We start from the raw sequence: 25,826 nt of genomic DNA, 5'->3' as shown, positions 1-25,826 counted from the left end.
CGGTGGATCAGTCCCATCAACTTCGAATGACACACCGCATTCGCGAGCAAGCCCGCTCCCACATTGGAAAGGTGTTTGCAGTTTCAGCGGCCGAGGTAAACCTCGATCACGCGCTCGTTTTCCTGCACTTGCTCAAGCGAGCCTTCCGCCAGCACGCTGCCTTGGTGCAACACGGTCACATGGTCAGCAATCGAGCCGACAAACCCCATGTCATGCTCCACCACCATCAGCGAATGCTTGCCCGCCAGGCTCTTGAACAACTCAGCGGTGAACTCGGTTTCCGCATCGGTCATCCCCGCCACCGGTTCATCGAGCAGGAGCAATTGCGGATCCTGCATCAGCAACATGCCGATCTCGAGAAACTGCTTCTGCCCGTGGGACAGCAACCCCGCCGGGCGATTGACCGAGGTGGTCAGGCGAATCGTCTCCAGCACTTCGCTGATGCGATCCTTCTGCTCACCACTTAACCGCGCACGCAAACTGGCCCAGACCGACTTGTCGGTTTTCTGCGCCAGTTCAAGGTTTTCAAACACGCTCAAAGCCTCGAACACTGTCGGCTTCTGAAACTTGCGACCGATGCCGGCCTGAGCGATTTGCACTTCGCTCATTTGTGTCAGATCCAGCGTTTCGCCAAACCACGCCTTGCCGTGACTCGGGCGAGTCTTGCCGGTGATCACGTCCATCAGCGTGGTCTTGCCCGCACCGTTGGGGCCGATGATGCAGCGCAACTCGCCGACGCCGATGTACAGATTCAGATTGTTCAGTGCGCGAAAGCCATCGAAGCTGACGCTGATGTCTTCCAGTGTGAGGATGGTGCCGTGACGCGTGTCGAGGCCCGGGCCGACGCGTTGACCGAGGCCGATCGAGTCGCGGCTGGTGCCGGCGTCCTTGTTCGGTTCGACGGGAAAAAAGGCTGGTTCCAACATGAATTCAGCGCTCGCTGTGACTCTCATTGTTCACCTCGTTTCTTCAGCAGGCCGATTACGCCTTTGGGCAGGTACAGCGTCACGACGATGAACAACGCGCCGAGGAAGAACAGCCAGTATTCCGGGAACGCCACGGTGAACCAGCTCTTCATGCCGTTGACCACCCCGGCACCGAGCAACGGGCCGATCAGTGTGCCGCGCCCGCCAAGGGCAACCCAAACCGCCGCTTCAATCGAGTTGGTCGGCGACATTTCGCTCGGGTTGATGATCCCGACTTGCGGCACATACAACGCACCGGCCAGACCACACAACACCGCACTCAACACCCACACGAACAACTTGAAACCGCGCGGGTCGTAGCCACAGAACATCAAGCGGTTTTCCGCATCACGCAATGCCGTCAGCACGCGGCCAAACTTGCTCTGCGCCAGGCGCCAGCCGATGAACAGGCTCGCCACCAGCAGCAACACCGTGGCCAGAAACAGCACCGCGCGGGTGCCCGGTTCAGTGATGCCGAAACCGAGAATCGTGCGGAAATTGGTGAAACCATTGTTGCCGCCGAACCCGGTCTCGTTGCGGAAAAACAGGAGCATGCCGGCGAAGGTCAGGGCCTGGGTCATGATCGAGAAATACACGCCTTTGATCCGCGAACGGAAGGCGAAGAAACCGAACACCAGCGCCAGCAAACCCGGCGCCAACACCACCAGACACATCGCCCAGACGAAGCTGCTGGTGCCGGTCCAGTACCACGGCAATTCGCTCCACGACAGGAAGGTCATGAACGCCGGCAGACCATCGCCGGCAGCCTGACGCATCAGGTACATGCCCATCGCATAACCGCCAAGGGCGAAGAACAGACCGTGGCCTAGCGAGAGCAAACCGGCGTAACCCCAGACCAGATCCAGTGCCAGCGCGACGATGGCGTAACAGAGGATTTTGCCGACCAGCGTCAGCGTGTACGCCGAGATGTGCAGCGCATTGTCGGGCGACAACAACGACAGCAGCGGCAGGGCGATCAGCAGGGCGAGGATTACCGCACCGATGGCAATGGTGACTTTCGGCCCGGCCTTTTGCGTGGCCGTGACTAACAGAGGCTGGTTCATCAGTCGATCACCCGTCCTTTCAGTGCGAAGAGGCCTTGCGGACGTTTCTGGATAAACAGAATGATCAGCGCGAGGATCAGGATCTTGCCGAGCACCGCACCGATCTGCGGTTCGAGAATCTTGTTGGCGATGCCGAGGCCGAATGCTGCGAGCACGCTGCCGGCCAACTGGCCGACGCCGCCGAGCACCACCACCAGGAACGAGTCGATGATGTAGCTCTGACCGAGGTCGGGGCCGACGTTGCCGATCTGGCTCAGCGCCACTCCGCCGAGGCCGGCGATGCCCGAGCCGAGGCCGAAGGCGAGCATGTCGACGCGACCGGTCGGCACACCGCAGCAAGCCGCCATGTTGCGGTTTTGAGTGACGGCGCGGACGTTGAGGCCGAGGCGGGTTTTGTTCAGCAGCAGCCACGTCAGCACCACCACGAACAGTGCGAAAGCGATGATGACGATGCGGTTGTACGGCAGCACCAGATTCGGCAGCACTTGAATACCGCCGGACAGCCACGCCGGGTTGGCGACTTCAACGTTCTGCGCGCCGAACAACAAACGCACAAGCTGGATCAGCATCAGGCTGATGCCCCACGTGGCGAGCAATGTTTCCAGTGGGCGGCCGTAGAGGTGACGAATCACCGTGCGCTCCAGCGCCATGCCGATTGCGGCGGTAACGAAGAACGCCACCGGCAATGCGATCAACGGATAAAACTCGATGGCTTGCGGTGCGTAGCGCTGGAACATCAACTGCACCACATACGTCGAGTAGGCGCCGAGCATCAGCATCTCGCCGTGGGCCATGTTGATCACGCCGAGCAGACCGAAGGTGATGGCCAGACCGAGTGCCGCCAACAGCAGGATCGAGCCAAGGGACATGCCGCTAAAGGCCTGACCGAGGATCTCGCCGATCAGCAGTTTGCGTTTGACCTGGGCGAGGCTGGTTTCGGCGGCGGTGCGCACAGTGGCATCGGCTTCAACGCCGGGTTCGAGCAAACCTTCGAGGCGCGTACGGGCGAGTGGATCGCCGGTTTCGCCGAGCAATCTCACCGCCGCAAGGCGCACGGCGGGGTCAGTGTCGACCAGTTGCAGATTGGCCAGCGCCAGGCTCAGGGCGGCGTGGACGCTGTCATCTTTTTCGCCAGCGAGTTGCTGGTCGAGGAATTTCAGCTGCGCGGGTTTCGCGCTTTTCTGCAATTGCTGCGCGGCAGTCAGACGGATTTTGGCGTCGGCGGCGAGCAATTGATGGCTGGCCATGGCGGTGTCGATCAGACCCCGCAGGCGATTGTTCAGGCGCAGGGTTTTTGGCTGGCCATCGATGGTCAACTCGCCTTGTTGCAGGGCGTTGATCAGTTCGATACGCGCCGGATCGGGCTGCGCGGCCCAGGTTTCCAACAGCTTGGCCTGTTGCACGGGATTGGCCGCGACGAAGTCTTCGGCATCGCCGGCGTGGGCGAGCATCGGCAGCAACAGTGCGATGGCGAGAAGCAAGCGGTGTATGGCAGTGCGCATATGCGTGGCCTTGCGTAGTGATCGTTCCCACGCTCCGCGTGGGAATGCAGCCCGGGACGCTCCGCGTCCCCAAAGCGGACGCAGAGCGTCCGTTGAGGCATTCCCACGCAGAGCGTGGGAACGATCAGGTTGAGCGGGATAACTCAGTTGCTCTTCACCGCATAATCCGGCTTCTTGTCGTTGCCCTGAATGAACGGGCTCCACGGTTGCGCACGGATCGGCCCTTCGGTCTGCCACACGACGTTGAACTGACCATCGGCCTGAATCTCGCCGATCATCACCGGTTTGTGCAGGTGGTGGTTGGTCTTGTCCATGGTCAGCGTGTAGCCCGATGGCGCCGCAAAGGTCTGCCCGGCCAGCGCTTCACGTACTTTGTCGACGTCAGTGGATTTGGCTTTCTCAACCGCCTGCGCCCACATGTGGATACCGACGTAAGTGGCTTCCATCGGGTCGTTGGTCACGGCTTTGTCCGCGCCCGGCAGGTTGTGTTTCTTCGCGTAGGCTTTCCAGTCAGCGACGAATTTCTTGTTCGCCGGGTTCTCGACGGATTCGAAGTAGTTCCACGCCGCGAGGTTGCCCACCAACGGCTTGGTGTCGATGCCGCGCAGCTCTTCTTCGCCGACCGAGAACGCCACGACTGGTACGTCGGTGGCTTTCAAACCCTGGTTGGCCAGCTCTTTATAGAACGGCACGTTTGAGTCGCCGTTGACGGTCGAGATGACCGCAGTCTTGCCACCGGCGGAGAATTTTTTGATGTTGGCGACGATGGTTTGATAGTCGCTGTGACCGAACGGCGTGTAGACCTCTTCGATGTCCTTGTCGGCCACACCTTTGGAATGCAGGAACGAACGCAGGATTTTGTTGGTGGTGCGCGGGTAGACGTAGTCGGTGCCGAGCAGGAAGTAGCGTTTGGCGCTGCCGCCTTCTTCGCTCATCAAATATTCAACAGCAGGGATCGCTTGCTGATTCGGCGCGGCGCCGGTGTAGAAGACGTTCGGCGACATCTCTTCGCCTTCGTATTGCACCGGGTAGAACAGCAGACCGTTGAGCTCTTCGAACACCGGCAACACCGATTTACGTGACACGGAAGTCCAGCAGCCGAACACCACGGCAACCTTGTCCTGGGTTAGCAACTGCCGGCCTTTCTCGGCGAACAGCGGCCAGTTCGACGCCGGATCAACCACCACCGGCTCAAGCATCTTGCCGTTGACGCCGCCCTTGGCGTTGATCTCGTCAATGGTCATCAACGCCATGTCTTTGAGCGACGTTTCGGAGATCGCCATGGTGCCGGACAACGAATGCAGAATCCCGACCTTGATGGTCTCGGCGGCCTGGACAGTCCAGGTCATGCCCATCGCGGCAATGGATGCCGTGAGTGTGAAAGCCTTGATCAAACTGCGACGCTTCATTGTGCGATCTCCATGAACATTTGAAGTTTTTTTGGTTGGCAGATGCGGACGACTGAAGGCTGTTTTGCAAGGGCTGTGCCCGGTCGGGTTCAGGCAGGAAAATGTCGTGTTAGAGCGCTTGCGCGGTTTTGCGCTGCACCACGAAGGGACGCGCAGGGCGCGTTGGTGCATGCGGTCGCGCCACTTTGGGGCGCGAAAAATCATGTGTAGGAGCTGCCGAAGGCTGCGATCTTTTGATCTTGATCGTTCCCACGCTCTGCGTGGGAATGCAGCCGCGGACGCTCCGCGTCCAAAGATCAAAAGATCGCAGCCTTCGGCAGCTCCTACAGGGAGGAGAAATCTGTGGAGGGTCAGCGGCGGCGCATCAGGCCGATGAAGAAGAGGCCGCCGATGGCAGCAGTGGCGATGCCGATCGGCAGGTCTTCCGGCGCGATCAACGTGCGCGCTGCGACATCGACCCAAACCAGAAAGATACTGCCAAGCAGCACGCACGCCGGCAGCAAACGCCGATGCTCGGCACCGACCAGACGCCGCGCGATGTGCGGCACCATCAGCCCGACAAAGCCGATCGAGCCGCTGATCGATACCAGCACACCGGTCATCAACGAGGCGATGACGAACACCCGTAAACGCACCGCGCGTGCATTCAAACCGAGGGTCACGGCGGTTTGCTCGCCGGCCATCAATGCGTTCAACGGTCGCGCCATGCCCAGCAGCAACATCAACCCGAGCAGCACGCTGGCCGCTGGCACCGCGAGCAACTCCCAACGCGCCAGCCCGAGGCCGCCGAGCATCCAGAACATCACCGCCGAACTCGCGCGATGGTCGCCCATGAACAGCAGCAGATTGGCGATCGCCATCATCACGAACGACACCGCCACGCCACACAGCAGCAGGCGGTCACTGTCGAGCCGGCCATGGCGACTGGCAATCGCCACCACCACCAGCATGCTCAACAGCGCGCCGATGAACGCGGCGATCGGCAAGGTCAACAGCCCGACAATTTCGCCGACGTGCAGCACCACAATCACCGCGCCCAGCGTCGCCCCGGAGGTGACGCCGAGCAGATGCGGATCGGCCAGCGGATTGCGCGTCACCGCTTGCAGCACCGCGCCGATCAGCGCCAGCCCGGCACCGACCAGTGCACCGAGGAGCATGCGCGGCACGCGAATCAGCCAGACGATATGTTCCTGCCCGGCGCTCCAGCTCACCTCGCCAACACCGAAAGCCTTGTGCAGCAAAATCCTCCACACCACGTCCACCGGCACCCGCGCCGGGCCGAAGCCGAGCGAGACCACGCACGACACCAGCAACACGGCGCCGAGGGCGATCAGCAGCAAGGCATAGCGACGGTTGATCATTCGCCGTGGAAACCTTTGGCCAGGGTTTCAACGGCCAACACGTTGTCGATGCCCGGCGTGGCTTGCACATACGGAATAACGATGAAGCGCTGGTTCTTTATCGCATCGACCGATTGCAGCGCTTGGTTATCGAGCAGGAACTGGATCTTCTGCTCCGCGGTAATTTCGCTGTAGTCGACGATCACGATCACCTGCGGATTGTGCTCGACCACGGTTTCCCAGTTGACCCGCGTCCAGCTCGCGTCGACGTCATCGAGAATATTGCGCCCGCCCGCCGCATCGATCAGCGCTTGCGGCATGCCGAGGCGGCCAGAGGTCATCGCGCGGTCTTCGCCGCTGTCATAAAGGAACACGCGCGGTTTTTCTGCCGGCAGGTCTTTGCGCACGGCAGCGACTTGCGCCTGCATGTCGGCGATCAAGGCATTGGCGCGATCCTGCACGTCGAAGATTTTGCCGAGGTTGCGCAGGTCGTTGTAAGTGTCCTCCAGCGTCGCCGCCGGGCGCTTCATCACGAAAGCGCAGGACTCGGTCAACTCGTAGACATTGATACCCAGCGGTTGCAGGGTTTGCGGCGTCAGGTCGCCGCCGACGCGCATGCCGTAATCCCAACCGGCGAAGAAGAAATCGACGTTGGCGTTGAGCAGGGTTTCCACCGACGGGTACTTCGCCGCGAGCTCCGGCAGACCGTCGAGCAGCGATTGCATCTCGGGTGTCACCGACTTCCAGCCACTGACGCCGCTGTAGCCGGCCATCCGCGATTTGAGGCCGAGGGCGAGCATCATCTGGGTCATGTTGATGTCGTGGCTGACTGCGTGTTTCGGCGCTTCCTTGAAGGTCACGTCGCGGTTGCAGCTGTGCACGGTCAGCGGGTATTTAGTCGCTTCGGCCAAGGCTTCGGCACTGCACAACAGAAGGGCGACGCAAAGCAGGGAACGCAGGGTCATGGTCGGGTTATCCAGGTGATTCGCGGGTAGCCGTGGAGGGGATGCGCATCGATCAACGCTTCGACGCCGAACACCTCGCGCAGCAATTTTTCAGTGAGGACTTCTTGCGGCGTGCCGCTGGCGACGATGCGGCCGTGATCGATCACGTACAAACGGTCGCAGAACGCGGCGGCCAGATTCAGGTCGTGGATGCTGGCGAGGGTGCCGATCTTCAGGCGTTTGACCAGTTGCAGCAATTCGAGCTGATAGCGCGGGTCGAGGTGATTGGTCGGCTCGTCGAGGATCAGCAGTTGCGGTTGTTGAGTCAGGGCGCGGGCGAGAATCACTCGCTGCTTTTCACCGCCGGAGAGGGTGGCGAAGGCGTGGTCTTCGAAGCCTTCGAGGCCGACGGATTTCAGCGCTTGAGTGGCCAGATCGCGGTCTTCCCGGGTGTCGCCGTCGAACAGACGTTTGTGCGGCGAGCGGCCCATGGCGACGACCTCTTCGACGGTCAGGCCGAAGGCATCGGGAAACTCCTGCAAGACCACGGCGATGCGTTGCGCACACCAGCGTGAGGACTGTTTCCAGACGTTGTGGTGTTCAAGTCTGACCTCACCGCTTTCCGGCGCGCTGAAGCGATAGGCGCAGCGCAGCAGACTGGTTTTGCCACTGCCGTTGGGGCCGATCAACCCGACGAACTCACCGGCGGCCACCTGCAACGAGGCGTCACGCAGCTGGAACTGGTGATGACAGTGGCCGTGGCCCAGCGGTGTCCAGGCGAGGTCGGTGAGGGTGAGTGAGGTCATGCGGGTCCGGTGTGATGTTGGTGATTGTGGTGGTTCAGTGAGATTTTTTCCCCCTCACCCCAACCCTCTCCCCCAAGGGGTAGAGGGGGAAAGGGGGCCGATCTTCATGCTTTTCAAAGCTTCAGTTCAACTCGGTATTTCAAGTCGGTGCAACTTGCCCAAACACCTCGGTCAGTCCCCTCTACCTCTGGGAGAGGGCTAGGGTGAGGGCAAGGCTTTTCAATCAAAAGGTGTAATCAGCGCTGACAAAAAACGAGCGCGGTTCGCCAAGGATCCACTGCTGCCCCTCATTGTATTGGCTTTGCGCATACCGGCGGTCAAACAGGTTGTTCACCTGCAAGCCCAGCGTCGTGTTGCGCAGCGCTTGCCACGACAACGTCGCATCGACCACGGTGTAACTCGGCAGCTCGTTGCGGTTGGCCATGTCGGCGTAACGCGCATCAACATACCGCACACCGGCGCCGGCCTTGAGATCATCGCTAAGCGCTTTGTTCAGCCAAAGGTTGGCCGTACGCCTCGGTACGTCCACCGGACGATTGCCGTTAAACGACAGCGTCTGGCCGTTCACCACCTCCGAGAAATCGTCGTACTTGGCCTTCACGATCGCCGCGTTCGCTTGCAGTTGCCAGGCGTGCGGCAATTGCAGATCAAGGCTCGCTTCCAGACCGTTAGACGACTGCTGACCCACTTGCTGTTTGAGCGTCGGGTTGCCCGGATCGTCAGTCAGCAGCTTCTTCTTGACGATGCGATACGCCGCCAAGGTGAACTCGCCGCGCTGATCCCAGAACAATTGCTTCAAGCCGACTTCAGTCTGGCGCGCGGTCGACAGATCGTATTGCTGCTGGCTTGGGCTCAGAGAAATCAGCCCGCCAATACCGTCGGTGCTGGTCGCCATCTGGCCGTAGAACGAGGTGTTCGGCGTCAACGCAAACACCAGCCCGGCCTTCCAGTTGTTGCCGGTCAGGGTCTTGTCGCTCTGGCTGCCATCGAGCAGATTGTTGCGATCAACGTGCACGTAATCGCGGCGCACACCGGTCACCAGCGACCAGCGCTCACTCAACTGCGTGCGGTTCTCGGCGAACACCGACATCTGTTTGGTGGTGCTGTCGAACTGATCGCGATAAGGGTCGGCGCTCTCGAAAGTGCCGGCTTGCGGGTGATAGAGATCCACGGCCTGGCCGTTCGGCAACACGTCGCTGAACGGCGAGTTGCTGTTGAGCTGGAAGCGGATGCGGTTGTACTCGACGCCGCTGACGGTCTGGCTGTCGAGGCCGAACAGCGAGTGTTTGAAGGTGAAGGTCTGACGGTCGCCAACCTGTTCCTGCTGGTGACCGATGCCGAAATAACCGCTGCGGCTCAGTTGCTGCGTGCCCGCGTCGAAGTTGTAGTTCTCGGCGTTCTGCCAGCGGCGCTGGGCTTTGAGGTAGTACAGCTCGTTGCTGGCGCTGACCGAGTCGTTGATCTGCCAGTCGCTGGTCAGACGCGTCCACTGATCGTTGTAATGCTGTTTGTCGTCGCGCACGTTGTAGTTCTTGTAACGCAGGCTGTCCTGCAAATGGCCGTTGATCAACGGCGTGCCGAAGTAGTTTTGCGGGCGCTGATCGCCGTAATCGTGGGCGAGGGTAAACGCCAGATCTTCGCTGGCCTGCCAGCGCAGGGCGGCGCTGATGAAGTCGCTGGAGGCGTCGCCGCGATCGATCCAGCCGTTGCTGCGCAGACGATTGAGATTGAGGCGATAGCTCAACGTATCGCTCAGTGAACCGCCGCTGTCGAAGGCCTGCTGTTGGCTATCGTAAGAGCCATAACCGACGCGCAGATGATTTTCGATGTCGCCCTCGAATGGCTTCTTCGGAATAACGTTGACCACTGCGCCGGTCGCGCCTTCGCCGTACAACACCGACGCCGGGCCACGCAGCACATCGACACGCTCCACCGACCAGGTGTCGACCGGGAACGTGACGGTGCCCATGCCGGTGTACATGCGGTTGCCGTCATACAACTGCATCACCGAACTCTGCCCGGTGAAACCGCGCGCCTGCAACGATGTGCCGCCATCGCCCGGCGTCCCGGTGCGGCTGATGCCGGTGCTGCGCGACACCGCGTCCTGCACGCTGCGATCGCCGCGTGCGCGGACTTGCTCGCCGCTGAGGCTTTCGACGCTGGCCGGGGTTTGCATGGTGCTGAGGTTAAGCCGCGAACCGGCGGTGGTCGGCGTGGTGAGGCTGACGGTTGCATCGTCAACGGCGGGCGCGCTGATGGTGCCGGTGGGCAACGTCAGGGGGGCGCTGTCGGCGTGGGCATTGTTCATGGCGAACAGGCAGAGGCTGGACAAGAGGTACTTGTTCATCGGTACGGTGAATCACTTCATCAAATGAAAAGCCCACGACTTGTGGTCGTGGGCAGAATGGCAAATTCGCGTTATACAGTAACACTAAAAATTGCCGGCATATAAGCCCCGGCAGTCTATAGAGCTGTCTAAATCGCGCATCTCGCCTGCTTCATGATGAAGTTGAGGCAGATTCAGGTTGGCGACCAAACCGCGACAGCAGCAGTCGATCCAGCAACCACACCACCACCAGCGAAGCGCCCACCAGCGGAAAAATCACCGCCAGCGCGAGCATGATCATCACGCCGGTTTTCCATTTCGGCAGGTCATGCCGCAGCGGTGGCACGCCGAATTTGCCTTGTGGCCGACGTTTCCACCAGATCACCACGCCGCTGACGGCACTGAGCAGAATCATCAGGCAGATCAGCAACACGACGATCTGATTGAAGGTGCCGAACATCTTGCCTTCGTGGAGCATCACGCCGATTTCGGTGGCGCGGGCAACCGTGCCGTACTGTTCGAAACGCACATCGGCGAGGACTTTGCCGGTGTACTGATCGACGTGCAGGGTGGCGTCGTTGCGCGGATCGTCGGCAAACACGGCGATGGTGAACACGCCGGTGGCGGTGGTCGGCAGGGTGATGCTGTAACCCGGTTCGACCTTGCGCGCGGTGGCGATGTTTTGCACGTCTTGCAGGCTGATGCTCGGTGCCGCCGGGCCAGCGTTGGCGCCGCCGTGGGCCATGTGTTCGGCATGGTCGCCGGACATCGGCATCGGCGTGTTTTCCATCGCCCAAGGCACGGTCTGGCGGGTGGCGCTGTTAAGGGTTCGCGCTTCAACATCGGAGGTCGGCACGTTGTCCCACATCGCCGCCGGGAACACGTTCCACACCTGCGCGTATTGCTTGCCCCAGAAACCGGTCCAGGTCATGCCGCTGAGCAACATCACCAGCAGCAATGTCGCACCCCAGAACCCGGTGACCGCGTGCAGATCCCGCCACAACACACGACCGCGACTGTTCAGCCGAGGCCACAAAATGCCTGCGGCCTGACCGCGCGGCCACCACAGGAACAACCCGGACACCACTAACACCACGCCCCAACCGGCGGCCATTTCGATGAGACGGTCACCGACGGTGCCGATCATCAATTCGCCGTGAATCGCGCGGGCGATGGCTTGCAGGTTTTGCTTGGCATCTTGTTCGCCGAGGATGTCGCCGTGGTACGGATCGACGAACACGTTGAGTTCGTGACCGGTGTTGGTCACCACAAATTGCGCGCTGCGTTCGGCGTTGACCGGCGGCAGGTATTGGGTGACCTGGCCTTGTGGATAAGCGCTTTTTACCCGTTGCAACAAGTCATCGGCCGGGACGCTGTGATGACCGGCGGGGACGTTGAGCAGGCTGCTGTACATCAATGAATCGAGTTGCGGTTTGAACAGGTAAATCATGCCGGTCAAGGCCAGCATCACCATGAAAGGGGCGACGAAGAGCCCGGCGTAAAAATGCCAACGCCAGGCCAGGTTGTAGAAATTCGGTTTGGGCTGATTCATCACGTGTGCTCCGCTTGGCTTGGGTCTTCTAGTTGTTCATTCAGGTTGCAACACTGCATTCCCTGTGGGAGCGGGCTTGCTCGCGAAAGCGGCGGCACATTCAACATTGATGTCGCCTGGCATGCCGCCTTCGCGAGCAAGCCCGCTCCCACATGGGTGGGTGTTGCCTGTCAGAAACTCATGTCCACCTTGGTCCAGAGCGTGCGCCCCGGTTCGTTGATGGCTTGCGGGTCGTTGGCCGGGTAGCCGAATCCGGCGTTGCCCGCCAGGTTCAGGTGTTCGGCGTAAGCCTTGCCGAAGAGGTTGTCGACGCCGCTGCTGACCTTCCAGTTTTTGTTGATCCGGTAGGCACCGTTGAGTGAGAACACGCCGAAGCCCGAACTCTTGTCGTAATCCTTGCCGACCACGTTGCCCTTGTTCTGGTCGATACGGTTTTGCGCAGCAACCACCCTCCACAGTGCGCCGGCGCTCCAGTTGTCTTTGGTATAGGTCAGACCGAAGCGTGCATCCAGCGGCGGCATTTGCGGCAGGGCCGAACCGTCGCTGCTGTTCTTGCCCCAGGCGTAGGCCAGGGTCGCATCGGTCTTCCAGTTGTCGGTGAGTTGATACGCGGCACCGAGTTCACCACCCATGATTCGCGCGTCGATGTTCTCGGCGCGCGAGGTGCTCATGCCCATCATTCCCGGGGTGTAATCGAACAGGATGTAATCGCGCACCACGCCGATGTAGCCCGAGGCCCAGGCTTCCAGATCGGCGCTCTTGTAGTTCACGCCGAAATCGAACTGCGTGGTTTTCTCCGGTTTGATCGAATCGAACGCGTTGAGCGAACCGACCGGGCCGCTGCTCGCCGAGAACAGCTCCCAGTAATCCGGAAAGCGCTGCGCGTGACCGAGGCCGGCGTAGAGCGTGGTCGGGCTGTCAGCGAGGTCATGCTCGTAGCGCACGAAGCCGCTGGGCAGGGTGTCGGCGCGGGTGTCGTCGGCGGTCGGATTGGGGCGGGTCATCATTCCCGAACCGCTGGTTTGCCGATAATCCTTGGCCGAGGCACGGTCGACGCGGGCGCCGGTGATCAGCCGATCGCGGTCGGCGGCGTACCAGGTCATTTCACTGAACACGCCGTAGTTATGGAAATCGGCGTCCTTGGTGTAGGGCAGATCTTTGTAGGTGTCGACGCCCATTGAACTGCGCTGGCGATGCTCGTTGGTCTGCGCGTCGAGGCCGGTGATCAGTTGAATGTCGGCCCAACGCCAGGTCGCTTTGATCCGCGCACCGAGGGTGCGGCGGTCGACATTGGACGCCATGGGCCCGGCCATCATCCCGGTGCCCGACGGCGTGCGCAGGGTGTAGTTGTCCATCACGTGGTCGGCGTAGTTGTAGTAGACCTGCGCTTCGAGTTTCTCCAGCACGTCGGTGATGTTGGATTTTTCGAAGCGCAGACCGAGGCTTTCACGCAGGAATTGCGAGCCGTCCATGCCGCGCCCAGCGTAGCGTGCTTCGCCGTCGCCCTTGCCGGCGGTGAGTTCGATCAGGGTGTCGGCATCCGGCGTCCAGCCGACCGCGACGTCGCCGTTCCACTTGTCGTAGCGCGAGGCGACGATGTCGTTGTTGCCGTCGCGGTAATCGTCGGAATGCGCGGTGTTGCCGATCACGCGCACGTAACCCAGCGGGCCACCGGCAGCGGCGTCGACAACCTTATCGAAGCGTCCGTGAGAACCGGCCAGAACGCTGGCGTTCACCCGCGTGCCGAGTTCGCCGAAGCTCTCCGGTTCACGATCAAACAACACCGTGCCCGCCGAGGCGCCCGGGCCATAAAGCACGGTTTGCGGGCCTTTGATCACGGTAAGTTTGTCGTAGGTTTCCGGCGAGATGTACGAGGTCGGCGCGTCCATCCGGCCCGGGCAAGCGCCGAGCAGCATGCTGCCGTTGGTGAGGATGTTCAGACGCGAGCCGAACATGCCGCGCAATACCGGATCGCCGTTGGTGCCGCCATTGCGCACCAGCGCGAAGCCCGGAATGGTTTTCAGATAATCGCCGCCGTCACTCGCCGGCACTGGTTGGCGTGGATCTTTTGGGTTGGTAACGATGGTCAGCGGTGAGCTCGGCGCGATTGCGGTGATCACCGTTGGACTCAGTTCTTCGTTGTGGCCGGTGTGATCATCGGCCAACACCAACGGGGACAGCAGGACGCCGCAAAGGACAGCGCTAGCGTGCCTGAAACGAATCCGCGATTCGTTCAAAGCGAAGGACACCGGGGCGGAACCCGAGCGTGAAACAGCAGCAAACCTGGACATGACAATTTCCATCAAACAGTCGTAAACGACACGGCCGGCAGCCTGAAGCTGTCTTCTCCACCGTGTGCAATCAAAGGTGCGTGTTTACGTGGCGATGGGCGGGGCGCGGGTGCGGGCGCCGGGGAAGAAGGTTTGCCGGGCGTGGCCCAGGCGCGGGGAGGGCGGAGTGAAAGTGTTGAGTGGCGGAATGTTGAAGGCGACGAAATCGCCGCCGCCGGTCAGTGCCGGGCAATTGAACAGCAGGCTGCAATAGCCGCATTTTTCCCACAGCACGTGGTGCGAGGATTGTGGCGGGCAATGTTCGGCGCTGGGTTTCGCGTCATGTCCGGAGTGATCCATCCCCGGCATGTCCATCGACATGTCCATGCTCATTGGCATGGAGGTCGAGGCGTGCTGATCCATCGGCATCGACTGAGAAATCAGTGGGCCGATGAAAATCATCAACATGGCGAACAGGGCGATCCAGCTGCCGCGAGTCAGGTGTTCAGTCTGACGGCGTGGCGCGGAGGGCCTGGCGCTCAGCGGGCGCATGGGCGGAATCTGCCGGAAGGCTTACTGAGCGTGCGCGTGAGCCTGCGTGGTTTCCGGGGGCTTCTTCTGCACCGAAACTTCGACGGTGACGTCGCCGGCCTTCTCGAAATGCATCGTCAGCGGGAATTGCTTGCCGTCCGTGAGCAGGCTGCGATCAGTCGGGTTGAGCAGCATCACGTGATAGGCCATCGGCGCAAATATCACGTTGCCGCCAGCAGGGATTTCCACGCTCGGCACCTGCTGCATCTTCATCAGATCGCCCTGCATCACATGCTCATGCAACTGCGCTTCGGGGGCGATCGGCGAGTCGACGCTGAGCAAGCGGTCAGCCGTTTTACCGCCATTGTGAATCACGAAATACACCGCTACGGTCGGCGCATTCGGTGGCAACTCCTGCGACCACGGGTGGGCGATTTCAATCTCGCCAGCCTTGTATTCGTGGGCATTGGCGAAGCACGCGGGCAGCAACAGCGCAGCGATGACGATGAGTTTGTTCAACATGGCAGTTCTCCAGAACGATTTGAAACGCAGGTCAATTGCGAGAACAAATCAAACCAGAGGAGAGGCGCGGGGATTGAGGCTCGGCCATTGCTGGCGCGGAGTAGGGGTTTGCAGTGAGAGCGGCGCGACGCTGTGATTGCTTTCATAGCGGGCGAAATACAGCTGCGGCGAATGGCCCGGCAACGCTACCAATGGCGCAGAACCCGAGCAACACCAGCAATGCTGCATGTTGGAATGCGTGTCGTTGGCCGGCGCCTTCTGCTCGGGGGAACCGATGTTGATCGCGACCATCTTCGTCCCGCTGCCGGTGCAGAAACTGCTCCACAGCAACTGATCGGCCGGTGAATTGGCCGCCTGCGCCATCGCCCCCGTCATCGGCATGGCGAGCATGTTGAACAGCACTGCAAAGCAGGCGATCCAGGCAAATGCTAGCCGTTGTCGGTTCATGGGAGAGATCCATTGGGTGGGCGATCAGGCGCGGGCTATTTAGCCTGATCAGGGCCGATAAGTAAAAAAGCGTCGTGCGGTTTGGTGTCGCAGCGTTTTTCAAAACGCAACGGCATGCAACCTCATACCGAGTGCCTTCATGACTTTCATGATAGTCGCGAATTCAGGGTTGCCAGTGCTACTCAGCGCTTTATAGAGACTTTCGCGACCCAAACCTGCATCCCGTGCCACTTGCGTCATGCCTTGAGCGCGGGCGATGTCATTGAGCGCTGCACGGATCAGAACGCCATCGCCTTCATCGTCATCAAAACAGGCGTCTAGATATGCCGCCATATCCTCGGGAGTTTTGAGGTATTCGGCAGCGTCAAAACGGGCGAATTCTTCGGTCATGATTCACTCCTCATTTCCGATGTTATGCGCCATCTGCACGGCGCGTTTGATATCTCTCTTTTGTGTCGATTTGTCGCCCCCGATCAACAGCAGATAAACCACTTCGCCTTTACGTGTGAAGTACATCCTGTAACCAGGGCCGTAATGAACGCGCATTTCATAAACGGTATCACCTACAAACCCGCAGTCGCCAAAGTTGCCATGTCCAGCTGCCTTGAGTCTGGAGATGATTCGGCCTTTACCGATGATGTCTTTCAAGGAGTCGAGCCATTCGGAAAAAAGGCGGGTTCGTTCAACGACGATCATTCTGAATCGTATTCCTTGGGATACAAGCTGGCAAGCCGCTTTTCTTGGCTGTCTGCTTGTCGGGATTAAAGGAACCGAAGTATTGGGGGGAAGGTGTAGTGAAGAACAGTCGGCTGCGTCCTCAAAAATTGCAGGCAAATTCGCAGAAAAATTGAAAGTTAGGAAAAGTCTTGCGTCGTGAGGGCCGCGAGGACTTCAGACGCCGACCCAAACGCCCGATCAACCCCCGGCAACACCGGCCGCTTCAACACCAGCACCGGCGCCCCACGCTCGCGTGCCACTTCCAGTTTCGGCTCGGTGGCGGTGCTGCCGCTGTTTTTGCTGATCAGCACATCGATCTGCCGGCGTTCGAACAAGGCGCGTTCATCGTCGATCAGGAACGGCCCGCGCGCGCCGATGACTTCGCAGCGTTCGTTGCCGGGATAAACGTCGAGGGCGCGCAGCGTCCAGAATTGCTCGGCGGGGATCTCGTCGAGGTGCTGCAACGGTTCTCGGCCAAGGGTGAACAGCGGACGTCGGAAGGGTTTGAGGGCATCGATCAGCTCCGCCCAGTCGCTGACTTCGCGCCAGTCATCGCCCGCTTGCGGCTGCCACGCCGGCCGGCGCAGGGCCCAGCACGGGATACCGGTCAGATGCGCGGCGGTGGCGGCGTTCTGACTGATTTGTGCGGCGTAGGGGTGCGTGGCGTCGAGCAATAGGTGGATGCCTTCGGCGCGAATGAACTGCGCCAGACCTTCGGCACCGCCATAACCACCGACGCGTACCTGACAGGTCAGATCGGTCGGTACACGGCCGACACCGGCGAGGCTGTAAATGTGCTCCGGCCCCAGCGTGCGGGCGATGGCCAGCGCTTCGGTGACGCCGCCGAGCAGCAGGATTCGTTTACGCATCGAAGGGTTTAACCAGATCAAGCAAAGTGATCGGCAACGCTTGTCGCCACGTATCAAACTCGCCCAGCGGCTGCGCCTGCGCGACATGAATACGCGTCAGCTCACCGCCGAAACGTTCGCGCCAGCTCATCAGGGTGACTTCACTTTGCAGTGTCACGGCATTGGCCACCAGACGCCCGCCGGGTTTGAGCCATTCCCAGCACGTTTCAAGCACGCCCTCACGGGTGACGCCGCCGCCGATGAAAATCGCATCCGGGCGCTCCAGACCTTGCAGCGCTTGGGGCGCCTTGCCGCGAATCAACTGCAAACCGGGCACACCCAACGCATCGCGGTTGAGCTCGATCAATTGCTGACGACCGTCATCGGCTTCGATAGCCAGCGCGCGGCAGCTCGGATGTGCGCGCATCCATTCGATGCCGATCGAGCCGCTGCCGGCGCCGACGTCCCAAAGCAATTCACCGGGCGTCGGGGCGAGGCGGGCGAGGGTGATGGCACGCACGTCGCGTTTGGTCAGTTGGCCGTCATGTTTGAACGCCGAGTCCGGCAGGCCGGCAAGGCGCGACAAACGTGGCGTGTTGGCGTCGGCGCGGCATTCGATGGCGATCACGTTGAGGTCGGCAGTCGAGGCAAGGTTCCAGTCGTGGGCGCTGGCGTCGATCCGTTGCTCGGCATCGCCACCCAAGTGTTCGAACACGCTCATGCGACTCGAACCAAAGCCGCGTTCACGCAGCAATTGCGCAACCGCCGCCGGGCTCTGTCCGTCATTGCTCAACAGCAGCAACCGCACGCCGCTGAACAACTGCGCATTGAGCGCTGCCAGTGGCCGCGCCACCAACGACACGATGCTCACTTCCTGCAACGGCCAGCCCAGCCTTGCCGCCGCCAGCGAGCAAGAAGAGGGCGCGGGCAAAATCAGCATTTCATCACTCGGCACCTGCCGCGCGAGACTGGCGCCAACGCCGTAGAACATCGGATCACCACTGGCCAACACACAGACCGCTTCGCCGCGCTGCTCAAGCACCGGCGCGAGAGAAAACGGGCTCGGCCACAACTGGCGTTCGCCGCGAATGCACACCGGCAGCAAATCCAGCTGACGCTGGCCACCGATAATCCGCGAGGCGTTCATCAGGGCGCGCCGGGCGTTTTTACCAAGGCCTTTAAAGCCATCTTCAGCGATGCCTACAACCGTCAGCCAAGGGGCCATACCTTCCTCAATCGTGTGCTTGCCATTATCCGGCGACATGATAGCGCGATGGCTGCCAACTGACTGCTTTCAATCTGTTAATTGGCGAGCGGACACTAATTGTTTTAGTTGCTTATATTGGAATTGATTTGAGGTTGTTATTCTCAGCGCGATGAGCTGCCGTTTATAGCTGAACAGGCAGTGATAATGAGTGCCAGGCAAGGCACCTTAAATATACAGGAGTGTAGATATGAGTGAGATGCAACGGGCTGCAAGTGCTTTACTTGATGGCGGTGCTTCAGTCGTAATGGGAGGCAATTTACTGTCGTTTCTCTCGGGTGTGGCCAAGATAGATCAACGGTTTATTAAAGACAGTATGCGCTGGGCGGAGTTTAGAGCGGATCAACGCTATAACAGAAAACATGAACCTGTGGCATGGTTCGAATTTTACTCTGGCGTTCTGTGGTCTGTTGGTTGGGGGTTGGAATACGAACCGGTAATTGTTGCCGACAAAAACTTTACAGGGAACGTGTTGGACAAGTGGGCAAAATCGGTGTCGACGCTGATAAGCCGATCAAAAATTGCCGCAATGAAAGAGACCTTTCAGTTACTTGAGTCTAGCCCGGCTGGAATCGATGTGTTATCCGATGGCGCGCGCGCATGGGCAGACTTTCGTTTTTCCCCAGCGCAATACAACGCGCAAAAAGAGTTGGAGATCGTGATTAGCAACGTGCGCTTTCTGCAAGCTGACTGGAGTTCAAATTATCTGTTCTGGACGGTACAGCACAGCGGTGCGCAACTTGATATCCAGTCCAGGCGCTTTGCAATCAAACCGCGACAGATGGAAGAGTATCGCGCACGATTAAGCGAAGCGGTGCTTGAAATGCGTACGACGGAAATTGAACTGACGCGTTAAGTGGTGGCTGGAGATAGAACGATTTTTTGTGTTGGCGTGACAGCTGAAATGAATTGAATGGAACGGAAGTTGATTAATTTTAAACGCGGGGCTAATTTGGTTTTACGCCAAGACGGCGTTTAAATAATTGCAGGGAATCAATAGTCATGAGTGAAGTAAAAGAACAGGTAACTTCTGCTGCTCAACGTGTTGCATTAATTACGGAGTGCAATGAGTTTGTCGCGGCACAACCAGTAATGCATGCGCGCACCGTTCGGGCCGCTGCGAACTTGCCGATTGACAAGGATGAACTTAACGCCGCCATCATGGGGTCGGGTATCGCAGGTTTTGATGCGAGCATGTCCAAGCGCAGCAAGCGTATCGTCAAGAATACGTACATGTATGCCGACCTGGTGGCCCTGCTCAAATTTCCGGCGGCCAGCCAGAAAGAACAACGATACAACGAGTTCATGCGACTGATGAAGTTGACCGGATGGTTCGCCTTCAGCCAGCCGTATAATCGCTACAGTGCTTCTTCGCAAAAGCTCACGATGGACAATGTTGCCTTGACCATTATTCATGGGGCAGTGGGTGCAGCCATTGGCCAAGGTCAGACAGCATTGAAGGTGCTGTCGACTGTCGCCGATGCAACCATGGATGCACTGAAGAACGAGCCTGAAGCATTGAAGCTTTTTGAAAACAACTCGAAGAAAGCCGAAGGTGGCAACTTCTGCATGTCCAGTGCCCTGGAAGATACCGACGGTGGCATTACCCTGGCCGTTGCAGCCGTGCAATACCTCGCCACTGCGCAACCGACCAAAGTGTTGTTTATCGAGTGGGCTACTTCGGCGGTTGAAATCTATAACGGCGCGGCCACCATGCACATGGATGAAGAGGATTACTTGATGGTCGAGCCGCTGATTGTCAAAGCGCTGACCGAGCAGCGTGAAAAAGCGCTTAGCTATGAGTTCGGTACAAAGGCCTGAGTTTAAATAAAGCCAGAGACGCGAGTCTCTGGCTTTCCAGGAAGCTGAAAATGAACACAGGATTTAAAACTTTCGTCTGCGCCGGCGCGGTCATTCTGGTGGCGGACGAATTATCCGCAGCAGACCGATCCGATAGCCTTGATGCGCTGCTGTATGCTCAAACAGTCGCCTCCCATAAAGTGTCCGATGGCCGCGACGTTGAGTCATGGGCCCACGCTAATAACATGGCATTGAGAGCCACCGGTGCCCTGTTGCTGGACAACCCGGGCGTAAATTTTCCGGCGCCTTTGCCTGAAAGCTTTACCGTGTTGGAGTTGGCAACCAGACTTCTGCACAGCTGGATTCCCGCGACGGTCACACGCGTGTGCGCTTCAGCGATCGAGTTGCAGTTGAAGCAAGTCTCCGCTGCGGTTGCTAATCAGAGTATCCAGCCACATGTTTTGTTAGAGGGGAATTGCATAAGATTTATGTTGGGCTTTGTTTCTTCCGGGACAGCGGTGTCGACTGTGGTCGTGTCTTTTGAAGTTGCAGAAATCGTCGTCGATAATGTGCTTTATCATCGTTTCAATAACAAAAGTATCCAGGGCCGCGTGTTTGTCGAAGGCTACAAAGCGCTGATCGATCCCGAGGATTATGGTTTTTCCCGGGCCAAGGTTATTTCGTTACTGGGCGAGCGCCGCCAAGAGCAGATCATCGCGCTGGCCTGAAATGCCCGCGAGGGCAATGCCCGTCGAGGGATATGTCTTGCAAAACCGACGGGCAGACTTTTCATGCCGGTGAACAAAGCAGGCATAATACCGCGCCTTTCCCTCGCAACCGGTTCGCCCCTTGAACGAACGCCCGATGTCCACTGCCATACGCCCCTCGGCTTGTCCGGGGTTGCTGCGTATCGTTCAGGCATTGGATGGCGGGATCTGTCGGATCAAACTCAACGGTGGCTCGATCAGTGTCGATCAGGCAGATGCGGTGGCGGATGCGGCACAACAGTTCGCCAGCGGCGCCATCGAGGCGACCAACCGCGCCAATCTGCAGATTCGCGGGATCGGCGCGCAGTCCTCTGCATTGATCGACAGCCTGTTGGCTGCCGGCCTCGGCCCGCGATCCGCCGCCGGCGACGACGTGCGCAACCTGATGCTCAGCCCGGCTGCCGGGATCGACCAGCAGATGCAATTCGACACTCGTCCGCTTGCCGAACAGATCCTCGACACCCTGCAAAATCATCCGCGCTTTCATGAATTGAGCGCCAAGTTCGCCGTGCAACTGGACGGCGCTGAAGCCTTGGCGATGCTCGAACATCCGCATGATCTGTGGTTGTCGGCCTTCAAAAGGGACGGCGAGACATTGCTGGCATTCGGTCTGGCCGGTTGCCCGACGGATTGTGCGCTTGGTGCGGTGGCACTGGATAACGGCCATGCGCTGGTGGTCGCGGTGCTCGAATTGTTCCTTGAACTGGCGCGCCCTGAGCAAACGCGGATGCGCCATTTGCTCAGCGAAATGACGCCTGAGCTGTTTCTTGAAAAACTCGCTCAGCGGGTCACCCTGCAAGCTGTCAGCGATTGGCAGCGCCCGCCGGCAGCGGACAATCTGCACATCGGCGTTCATCCGCAAAATACCTCGGATTTGGTGTACATCGGCGCCGTACCAGCGCTCGGTCGTCTCGATCCGACAATGCTGCGCGGTGTTGCACAACTGGCTCGCCAGTTCGGCAACGGCCACCTGCGTTTCACCCCGTGGCAAAGCCTGTTGCTACCCGACGTCAAAATCACTGACGCCGCCGAGGTGCTGCAAGGCCTCAAGCAACTCAACCTGCTGACCGAGCCGAGCGAACCGCTGTCGCGCCTGATTGCCTGTACCGGATCCAACGGCTGCGGCAAAGGTCTCGCCGATACCAAACAGGACGCCCGCCATCTGGCGACGCTGCTGCCCTCGGCGCTCAGCGTGCACCTGTCCGGTTGCTCGCGTTCCTGCGCCGCCGCGCACCGTGCGCCGGTGACGTTGCTGGCGGTCAGCCCCGGTCATTACGACCTCTATTTTCGCGATGCAACGCTGCCGGGTTTCGGCGCGTTGCACGCACGCAATCTTACTATTGAAGCGGCCGCGACCCTGCTCGACGCCCGCTCCCGGAGCCCCCTTGATGCTTGATTACATTCGCGACGGTCAGGAGATCTATCGCAACTCCTTCGCGATCATTCGCAGCGAAGCCAACCTCGCGCGAATCCCGGCCGATCTGGAAAAACTCGCGGTGCGGGTGATTCACGCCTGCGGCATGGTCGAGGCCATCGACGGTCTGCAGTTTTCCGAAGGCGCGGGCAAGGCCGGGCGCGAGGCGCTGGCCGCCGGTGCGCCGATTCTGTGTGATGCGCGGATGGTCTCCGAAGGCGTGACCCGCGCGCGCCTGCCGGCCAACAACGAAGTGATCTGCACCTTGCGCGACGACAGCGTGCCGGAGCTGGCGCGCGAGCTGGGCAACACTCGTTCCGCCGCTGCGCTGGAACTGTGGCGTCCGCACCTTGAAGGCAGTGTTGTGGTGATCGGCAACGCGCCGACTGCGCTGTTCTATCTGCTGGAAATGCTCGATGCCGGCGCACCAAAACCGGCGCTGATTCTGGGCTTCCCGGTCGGCTTCGTCGGCGCCGCCGAATCGAAAGCGGCACTGGCCGCCGACAGCCGTGGCGTGCCGTTCGTGATCATGCAAGGCCGCCTCGGTGGCAGCGCCATGGCCGCCGCCGCCGTCAATGCCCTCGCCACGGAGATTGAATGATGCAGGCTAAAGGACGTTTGATTGGCCTGGGCGTCGGCCCCGGTGATCCGGAACTGATTACCGTCAAGGCGCTGCGCTTGCTGCGCGAATCGCCAGTGGTCGCGTACTTCGTCGCCAAGGGCAAAAAGGGCAACGCGTTCGGCATCATCGAAGCGCACCTGCAAGAAGCGCAGAACCTGCTGCCGCTGGTGTATCCGGTGACTACCGAAGCATTGCCGGCGCCGCTTTCTTACGAACAAGTCATCAGCGATTTCTACGATGAAGCCGCCGAAACCGTCGCCGCGCATCTCGATGCCGGTCGCGATGTCGCGGTGATTTGCGAAGGTGATCCGTTCTTCTACGGCTCCTACATGTACCTGCACGATCGCCTCGCCACGCGCTATGAAGCGCAAGTGGTGCCGGGCGTTTGCTCGATGCTCGGTGGCGCTTCGGTGCTGGGCGCGCCGTTGGTGTATCGCAATCAAAGCCTGTCGGTGCTCTCCGGCGTGTTGCCCCATGAAGAATTGAAGCGACGTCTGGCCGATGCTGACGCCGCCGTGATCATGAAGCTTGGGCGCAACTTCCCGAAAGTGCGTCAGGTGCTGGAAGAACTCGGTCTGACCGAGCGTGCGTTGTACGTTGAGCGCGCGACCATGGCCAATCAGAAGATCGTGCCGATGGATCAGGTTGAGCCGATGTCCTCGCCATATTTCTCGCTGATTATCGTGCCGGGCGAACGGTGGCAGGGCTGATGACTCACTCAATACCCGCGATCGTCATTCTTGGTCAGGCCAGCCTGGCCACGGCCCGTCGCATTCAGCAGGTCTATCCGGCGGCGCAGATCCACGGCCTCGCCGGGCGCGTTGAAGGCGCCGATTGCAGTTATCAGGAATTCGGCGCGACCTTGCGCGATCTGTATCAGCACAACACGCCGATCATTGCCCTGTGTGCGGCAGGCATCGTTATTCGCACACTGGCTCCGCTGTTGCTGGAGAAGGGCGCCGAACCTGCCGTGCTCGCAGTGGCTGAAGATGGCAGCGCGGTGGTGCCGCTGCTCGGCGGCCTCGGCGGGGTGAATGTCATGGCGCGGGAAATCGCGGCGGCGTTGCAAGTCGCCGCCGCCATCACCACCAGCGGCGAATTGCGCTTTGGCACGTGCCTGCTCAACCCGCCCAGCGGTTATGCGCTGGCGGACCTGGAGTCGGGCAAGCGCTTTGTATCGGATCTGTTGGCCGGGCACAGCGTGCGTATCGAAGGCGCGGCGCCGTGGCTGGATCAGGCGCAGTTGCCGAAAGATCCACAGGCGCAGCGTTCGATTCATGTGGGCAGTGCCGCGCGTCAAGCGAGCGCCAATGAATTGCTGATCTATCCGCGCAGTGTGGCGGTGGCGATCAGTGCCGACGTTGGGGATCTGCCGGAAGTCGTTCGCGCGGCGTTGCTGCACGCGAACATTGCGCTGCCATCGCTCGCCTGCCTGCTGGCCGCCGACACTGAAATGGCCTCGATGAACTTGCACGAGGCGGCGCTTGAACTCGGCGTACCGCTGCGGTTTGTCGCCGCGCAAAGTGACCTTGCCGCATTGGCAGCCGTTGCCGTATCTGACGCGAAGATCGTCACTGCCGACAACCTTGCCGTCGCAATTGCCGAGCAACCGCTGGACGTTGCAACGATCGGTCGTCGACGCGGGCGTCTCGCCGTCATTGGCCTCGGCCCCGGCGCTGCCGAACTGATGGTGCCGGCGGTCAAAGCCGAACTGGCGCGCTGCACCGACGTGCTCGGTTATGAAACCTACGTACGCATGGCCGGCCCGTTCCGCGATGACCAGGTGCAACATTGCACCGACAACCGCGAAGAAATGCAGCGCGCCCGCCACGCCTTCAGGCTGGCGGCCGAGGGCCGTTCGGTGATCGTGGTGTCGTCGGGTGATCCGGGCGTATTCGCCATGGCGGCGGCGGTGCTCGAAGCGCTGCACGAGTCGGATGATCCGGCCTGGCACAGCGTCGATCTGGAAATTCTTCCCGGCGTTTCCGCTTCGCTGGCCACCGCCGCACAGGCCGGTGCGCCGCTTGGCCACGACTTCTGTGTGATGTCGCTGTCGGACAACCTCAAGCCGTGGTCGATCATCGAGAAACGTCTGGACCTGGCTGCGGAGGCGGATCTGGCCTTGGCCTTCTACAACCCGATCTCTAAGGCTCGGCCGTGGCAGTTGGGCCGCGCGCTGGAAATCGTCGGCCAGCACCGCACAGCGCAAACCCCGGTGGTACTGGGGCGCGACATCGGCCGCCCAGGGCAGACACTGCGCGCCACGACGCTGGGGGCGCTGACCCCGGATCAGGTGGACATGCGCACGATGGTGCTGATCGGTTCGTCCACCACCTGCACGTTCCCGCGTGCCGACGGTAGCAGCTGGGTTTACACCCCACGCTGGTACGGTGAAAAACCCGCCTCCTGAAATCATGCGGCCCGCGCTGGGCCGCCTATCCCTTCCTGCGTCAGCCTCGCTCAGGTATTTATTCGCTTATCGCTGTAGGCATCTTCCTGAATGCCGACGTAAAGCCAGCTGGCGGGTGCAGGTTTTTTTACATTGGGTTGTCAGTTTATTTACTGCCTTGATTGAAGTTGTTTCAGACTGATTGCAGATGTAAGTAATGTTTTTGTTGTTTTACGCTGTGAGCGCTATTTGCGTGCTGGCTTGAAATTCATATTGTTTATTGTATTTCCATGCCGCTGTTTATTGATTCGACATGTAGCCGTGTTC

General features: G+C 60.1%; 24 protein-coding genes. 7 read left to right on the top strand and 17 right to left on the bottom strand.

Annotated elements, in window-relative coordinates; translation table 11 throughout:
• Positions 1 to 83 precede the first annotated feature (83 nt).
• The 17 genes from urtD to cbiE all read right to left on the bottom strand — a co-directional run bounded on the left by urtD (position 84) and on the right by cbiE (position 18,468).
• Positions 84 to 953, bottom strand: a complete 870-nt coding sequence (gene urtD, locus GVL50_RS13585; protein ID WP_008078129.1) for an urea ABC transporter ATP-binding protein UrtD — start codon at positions 951 to 953, stop codon at positions 84 to 86.
• Positions 950 to 2,029 carry an urea ABC transporter permease subunit UrtC gene (urtC, locus tag GVL50_RS13580; RefSeq protein WP_159813567.1) on the bottom strand — a complete coding sequence of 360 codons (1,080 nt, stop codon included), beginning with the start codon at positions 2,027 to 2,029 and terminating at the stop codon, positions 950 to 952. Before urtC ends, urtD begins: the two co-directional genes overlap by 4 nt.
• Positions 2,029 to 3,531, bottom strand: coding sequence for an urea ABC transporter permease subunit UrtB (gene urtB, locus GVL50_RS13575; protein ID WP_159813565.1), 1,503 nt, complete (start codon positions 3,529 to 3,531; stop codon positions 2,029 to 2,031). Before urtB ends, urtC begins: the two co-directional genes overlap by 1 nt.
• A 143-nt stretch (positions 3,532 to 3,674) precedes the next feature.
• Positions 3,675 to 4,940: an urea ABC transporter substrate-binding protein gene (gene urtA / locus GVL50_RS13570; RefSeq protein WP_053116878.1), complete on the bottom strand. Its 1,266-nt coding sequence runs from the start codon at positions 4,938 to 4,940 to the stop codon at positions 3,675 to 3,677.
• Positions 4,941 to 5,290: 350 nt separating this feature from the next.
• Positions 5,291 to 6,301: an iron ABC transporter permease gene (locus GVL50_RS13565; protein ID WP_159813563.1), complete on the bottom strand. Its 1,011-nt coding sequence runs from the start codon at positions 6,299 to 6,301 to the stop codon at positions 5,291 to 5,293.
• The gene (locus GVL50_RS13560; protein ID WP_159813561.1) at positions 6,298 to 7,245 is read right to left on the bottom strand and encodes an ABC transporter substrate-binding protein; all 948 of its coding nucleotides are present in this window, start codon (positions 7,243 to 7,245) and stop codon (positions 6,298 to 6,300) included. The genes GVL50_RS13565 and GVL50_RS13560 overlap by 4 nt, the downstream gene beginning before the upstream one ends.
• Positions 7,242 to 8,030 (bottom strand): ABC transporter ATP-binding protein, encoded by a 789-nt coding sequence (locus tag GVL50_RS13555; protein WP_159813559.1) that lies wholly within the window; start codon positions 8,028 to 8,030, stop codon positions 7,242 to 7,244. The genes GVL50_RS13560 and GVL50_RS13555 overlap by 4 nt, the downstream gene beginning before the upstream one ends.
• Before the next feature lie 223 nt (positions 8,031 to 8,253).
• Positions 8,254 to 10,377: a TonB-dependent siderophore receptor gene (locus tag GVL50_RS13550; RefSeq protein ID WP_159813557.1), complete on the bottom strand. Its 2,124-nt coding sequence runs from the start codon at positions 10,375 to 10,377 to the stop codon at positions 8,254 to 8,256.
• 151 nt (positions 10,378 to 10,528) lie between these two features.
• Positions 10,529 to 11,908 (bottom strand): PepSY domain-containing protein, encoded by a 1,380-nt coding sequence (locus GVL50_RS13545; protein WP_159813555.1) that lies wholly within the window; start codon positions 11,906 to 11,908, stop codon positions 10,529 to 10,531.
• 170 nt (positions 11,909 to 12,078) lie between these two features.
• A complete protein-coding gene (locus GVL50_RS13540) occupies positions 12,079 to 14,199 on the bottom strand; it encodes a TonB-dependent copper receptor (protein WP_159813553.1) in 2,121 nt (706 codons plus the stop codon).
• 84 nt (positions 14,200 to 14,283) lie between these two features.
• Positions 14,284 to 14,730 (bottom strand): DUF2946 domain-containing protein, encoded by a 447-nt coding sequence (locus tag GVL50_RS13535; protein ID WP_159813551.1) that lies wholly within the window; start codon positions 14,728 to 14,730, stop codon positions 14,284 to 14,286.
• 21 nt (positions 14,731 to 14,751) lie between these two features.
• Positions 14,752 to 15,231: a copper chaperone PCu(A)C gene (locus GVL50_RS13530; RefSeq protein ID WP_159813549.1), complete on the bottom strand. Its 480-nt coding sequence runs from the start codon at positions 15,229 to 15,231 to the stop codon at positions 14,752 to 14,754.
• A gap of 48 nt (positions 15,232 to 15,279) precedes the next feature.
• Positions 15,280 to 15,678: a DUF2946 domain-containing protein gene (locus tag GVL50_RS13525; protein WP_159813547.1), complete on the bottom strand. Its 399-nt coding sequence runs from the start codon at positions 15,676 to 15,678 to the stop codon at positions 15,280 to 15,282.
• Between the two features lie 99 nt (positions 15,679 to 15,777).
• The gene (locus GVL50_RS13520) at positions 15,778 to 16,068 is read right to left on the bottom strand and encodes an addiction module antidote protein (protein ID WP_159813545.1); all 291 of its coding nucleotides are present in this window, start codon (positions 16,066 to 16,068) and stop codon (positions 15,778 to 15,780) included.
• Between the two features lie 3 nt (positions 16,069 to 16,071).
• A complete protein-coding gene (locus tag GVL50_RS13515; RefSeq protein WP_159813543.1) occupies positions 16,072 to 16,374 on the bottom strand; it encodes a type II toxin-antitoxin system RelE/ParE family toxin in 303 nt (100 codons plus the stop codon).
• A 158-nt stretch (positions 16,375 to 16,532) separates the two neighbouring features.
• Positions 16,533 to 17,264, bottom strand: a complete 732-nt coding sequence (locus GVL50_RS13510) for a cobalt-precorrin-6A reductase (protein WP_159813541.1) — start codon at positions 17,262 to 17,264, stop codon at positions 16,533 to 16,535.
• Positions 17,257 to 18,468: a precorrin-6y C5,15-methyltransferase (decarboxylating) subunit CbiE gene (gene cbiE, locus GVL50_RS13505; RefSeq protein WP_159813539.1), complete on the bottom strand. Its 1,212-nt coding sequence runs from the start codon at positions 18,466 to 18,468 to the stop codon at positions 17,257 to 17,259. The genes GVL50_RS13510 and cbiE overlap by 8 nt, the downstream gene beginning before the upstream one ends.
• A gap of 229 nt (positions 18,469 to 18,697) precedes the next feature.
• Between cbiE and GVL50_RS13500 the strand changes: the two genes are divergently transcribed.
• The 7 genes from GVL50_RS13500 (at position 18,698) to cobJ (ending at position 25,520) form a co-directional block, all read left to right on the top strand.
• Positions 18,698 to 19,363, top strand: coding sequence for a hypothetical protein (locus tag GVL50_RS13500; RefSeq protein WP_159813537.1), 666 nt, complete (start codon positions 18,698 to 18,700; stop codon positions 19,361 to 19,363).
• A gap of 146 nt (positions 19,364 to 19,509) precedes the next feature.
• On the top strand, positions 19,510 to 20,328 hold the full coding sequence (locus tag GVL50_RS13495) for a hypothetical protein (RefSeq protein WP_159813535.1): 819 nt from the start codon (positions 19,510 to 19,512) through the stop codon (positions 20,326 to 20,328).
• A 50-nt stretch (positions 20,329 to 20,378) separates the two neighbouring features.
• The gene (locus GVL50_RS13490) at positions 20,379 to 21,035 is read left to right on the top strand and encodes a hypothetical protein (RefSeq protein WP_159813533.1); all 657 of its coding nucleotides are present in this window, start codon (positions 20,379 to 20,381) and stop codon (positions 21,033 to 21,035) included.
• 136 nt (positions 21,036 to 21,171) lie between these two features.
• Complete coding sequence (cobG, locus tag GVL50_RS13485) at positions 21,172 to 22,470, top strand: precorrin-3B synthase (protein ID WP_159813531.1); 1,299 nt, start codon at positions 21,172 to 21,174, stop codon at positions 22,468 to 22,470.
• Positions 22,463 to 23,089: a precorrin-8X methylmutase gene (locus GVL50_RS13480; RefSeq protein ID WP_053116894.1), complete on the top strand. Its 627-nt coding sequence runs from the start codon at positions 22,463 to 22,465 to the stop codon at positions 23,087 to 23,089. Before cobG ends, GVL50_RS13480 begins: the two co-directional genes overlap by 8 nt.
• Complete coding sequence (locus tag GVL50_RS13475) at positions 23,086 to 23,820, top strand: precorrin-2 C(20)-methyltransferase (protein WP_371925995.1); 735 nt, start codon at positions 23,086 to 23,088, stop codon at positions 23,818 to 23,820. Before GVL50_RS13480 ends, GVL50_RS13475 begins: the two co-directional genes overlap by 4 nt.
• Positions 23,820 to 25,520 (top strand): precorrin-3B C(17)-methyltransferase, encoded by a 1,701-nt coding sequence (cobJ, locus tag GVL50_RS13470; RefSeq protein WP_159813529.1) that lies wholly within the window; start codon positions 23,820 to 23,822, stop codon positions 25,518 to 25,520. The genes GVL50_RS13475 and cobJ overlap by 1 nt, the downstream gene beginning before the upstream one ends.
• Positions 25,521 to 25,826: the final 306 nt, after the last annotated feature.

The organism is Pseudomonas sp. 18058, assembly GCF_902706155.1.
Lineage (GTDB): Bacteria > Pseudomonadota > Gammaproteobacteria > Pseudomonadales > Pseudomonadaceae > Aquipseudomonas > Aquipseudomonas rustica.
Note: the sequence above shows the minus strand (reverse complement) of the source record. Positions and strands in the feature narration are given on the sequence as shown.